Source organism: Rubellimicrobium mesophilum DSM 19309, assembly GCF_000600335.2.
Classification (GTDB): Bacteria; Pseudomonadota; Alphaproteobacteria; order Rhodobacterales; family Rhodobacteraceae; genus Rubellimicrobium; species Rubellimicrobium mesophilum.
The window spans coordinates 1-2245 of sequence record NZ_KK088640.1 but is presented as its reverse complement, the minus strand read 5'-3'; the positions used below and the strand labels follow the sequence as shown (position 1 = coordinate 2245).

The 2245-nt window shown below is 65.6% G+C and carries 2 protein-coding genes; both read right to left on the bottom strand.

Features of this window, described 5'->3' with window-relative positions; all coding sequences use genetic code 11:
• Positions 1–185: 185 nt before the first annotated feature.
• Entirely contained in the window at positions 186–734 is a 549-nt protein-coding gene (locus RUMESO_RS27620; protein ID WP_245639403.1) for a site-specific integrase, read from the bottom strand.
• Positions 689–1438, bottom strand: a complete 750-nt coding sequence (locus RUMESO_RS27615; protein ID WP_245639402.1) for a tyrosine-type recombinase/integrase — start codon at positions 1436–1438, stop codon at positions 689–691. Before RUMESO_RS27615 ends, RUMESO_RS27620 begins: the two co-directional genes overlap by 46 nt.
• Between the last annotated feature and the right edge of the window lie 807 nt (positions 1439–2245).

Sequence of the window (2245 nt, the reverse complement as noted above, 5' to 3'; positions counted from 1 at the left end):
GCGCGTTGCATAAAGCCGACGGGGGTCAGGGGCAGCTCGCTCTTACGCCGAATTGCTCAACAGAGCCTTGCATTTGCTTCGTGCGCCTCAAGAATGTCGGCGAGCCGAGACTGCTCGGAAGTCAGTTCCTCGTAGAGCTTTTGGAGTTTGGCCGTCGTTACCCTGATAAAGAAACGCATGGGTCCTTAGTCACTCTCAGCAGTCGCAGTTGCATTGACATCTTCCGTGTTGATGTCAGTGACGAACCGTCCCCAAGCCTCCAGGGCCTGCCGTTTCTCGTCCGCAAAGTCGTGGCGCTGGTAGACCGCCACGATCCCTCCGCCGGTGCCGCTTACATGGTTTAGCACCGCCTCGGTGACCCGGACGGGGGTGCCGAGCCGGGCCAGGCCGGTGGCCGCCGTGCGCCGCAGGTCGTGGAAGGTCCATTTCGGGATCTGCACGGGTTGCCCCCGCTCTTGGGCGCCGATCTCGGCCATGGCACGCGCGAGCTGATCCCGTGCTTTGGCAAAGCCGCTCACCGGCGTGGTGCCAGTCGTGGTGAAGAGATAGCCGGGTTGGCCGGCGATCCGTTCCATCCGGGCCAGCATGGTCACCGCTGCCCCCGAGAGCGGCACATCGTGCACCCGCTTGTTCTTGGTCCGCGCCGCCGCGAGGTGCCACACGTGCCCGGGCCGGAGCTCGCCTTCGGTCATCTGCGCCACCTCCCGCAGCCGCTGGCCGGTGAGGAGGAGCATCTGCCCCATCGCCCCCAGGGCGGGCCCACCCGCTCGCAGGCCGCCCAGAACCAGCGCACCTCGTCATCTGAAAGCACCCGGTCGCGCACCACCTCCTTAGCGGGTGCCCTCACGCCGGTGGTGGGCGCCACCTCCAGGATCTCGCGAGCCACCGCCCAGTTGAAGAAGCCTGAGAGGTAGGCCCGCACCCGGTTGGCGGTCGTGGCTCGCCCGCTGTCGACAACGCCGTCCAGGAGGTCGATCACGTCGCGCCGGGTGATCGACGCGATATCCCGCTCGCCCCAGGCGGAGACGACAAAGCGGTCGAGGTGCTGGCGGACCTGCTTGCCGCTCCGCAAGCTCGACAGGTGCCGCTTGTCGAACTGCTCCACCAGAGTCCTGACCTTGTCGCGCTCGCTCAGCTGCACCTCGAGACGCTTAGCCTTGGTGACCTTCTTGGCTACGGAGGGGTCGGTGCCGTGCTCGACGTGCTGGATCGCCTCGGCTGCGGCAGATCGTGCCTCCGCTAGGCCCATAACAGGCCAGCGGCCGAGCGTCAGCTTGGCGGGCTTGCCGGCGAAGCGGTAGCGCAAGGCCCAAGACTTCACCCCGCTCGGCTGCACCACGAGGTAGAGGCCGGAGAGGGCCGCGTCGGGGATCTCGAGCCGCTTTGTTGGATCAGGCTTGAGGTTCTCCACCGCCTTCACAGTCAGCGACCGCGCCATCCTTTATGCTCCCGTCCCTCTGTCAAGTGGCCTACTAGGGTAACGACAGGGTAACAAATCCTGGTGTTAAGTAGTGTTACCGACTGTTCTCTACTGAGCGTAGATTTGGGAGGGAAAGCAAGCGATAATATGAGATTAGCGAGATCGCGTGTTATGCAGCGTGATGCCAAGTTACACGAATGGTTATGACTTTTAATCAGTTGGTCGCAGGTTCGATCCCTGCACGGCTCACCATATGCGTTGGCAGGTCGGCTGAGACGCGCTGTCGTCCGTGCCTCGTGCTTCGGCTTCCAATCCTGCCCCCTGAGACCTCGCCGGGCCTGCGAGGACCGGTCCCGAATGCCGTTCGGGACGGCGCCGGCCGGAGCCTTCGCCAACCGGCTGCCCAAATCGGCCGCGCCTCGCCCTCCTGGGCTGCCCAGGCCGAGGGCGCTGACCATGGCTCCTGATGCGGGCGAGGGTCCCGGTCCGGTCCGTCGGCCTTTGGCGTGACAGGTGGCAGCTTCGACACTGGCGCCTTGTGCCTCGCGGCGCCTTTGAAACCATTTGCCGCCCGACGCGTTCCTCCGGATCGGGCCTCTTCGGTCGGAAGGACGGGGCCCGGCGCGAGCCGAGGGGTTTGGACAGGTGGAGCAGGTGGCTCCCGGGTTTGGGGCAACGACATTGTCGCAAAGCGATTCGATGGCTGGGGCGGGGCTGCTGGCCGCGTTGCCGGTCCCCGTCTACACGACGGACCCCGAAGGGCATCTCACGTTCTTCAATGACGCGGCGGCCGAGCTTTGGGGCCACCGGCCGGAGATCGGCTCG

What these genes read in the sequence shown, in the direction of transcription:
- RUMESO_RS27620 (WP_245639403.1), bottom strand. Translation starts at nt 734, where the DNA reads ATGCTCCTCCTCACCGGCCAGCGGCTGCGGGAGGTGGCGCAGATGACC.
- RUMESO_RS27615 (WP_245639402.1), bottom strand. Translation starts at nt 1,438, where the DNA reads ATGGCGCGGTCGCTGACTGTGAAGGCGGTGGAGAACCTCAAGCCTGAT.